This is a genomic window from Comamonas testosteroni, assembly GCF_000761245.1.
Classification (GTDB): domain Bacteria; phylum Pseudomonadota; class Gammaproteobacteria; order Burkholderiales; family Burkholderiaceae_C; genus Comamonas; species Comamonas testosteroni_C.
On sequence record NZ_AWOR01000027.1, the window covers coordinates 1 to 231 of the forward strand.

General features: G+C 59.7%; 1 protein-coding gene. It reads right to left on the bottom strand.

The window, feature by feature from the left end; translation table 11 throughout:
* Nucleotides 1-208, bottom strand: a 208-nt coding sequence (locus tag P353_RS06730) for an Ig-like domain-containing protein (protein WP_034367094.1), incomplete at its 3' end; no start/stop codon positions are given.
* Between the last annotated feature and the right edge of the window lie 23 nt (nt 209-231).

A 231-nucleotide genomic window follows, 5' to 3' on the forward strand; every position in this document is an offset into this window, starting at 1 on the left:
CGTCCGCTACGACGATGGTGGCCGTAGGTCGCTGAGTGTCGACAGCGTAGTTGTTCGAGTCGGTAGTGCCCACTCCCGCATTGCCCGCCTTGTCTGTCACTCCAGTATTGTTCAGCGTGATCAGGTTGACCGTGCTCTCCAGGTTGGCCGTGGGCGTGAAGGTGGCAGTCCAGGTAATGCCGCCATCGATGCTGGTGACTGCACTCAAGGTGCCGCCACTAACGCTCAGAT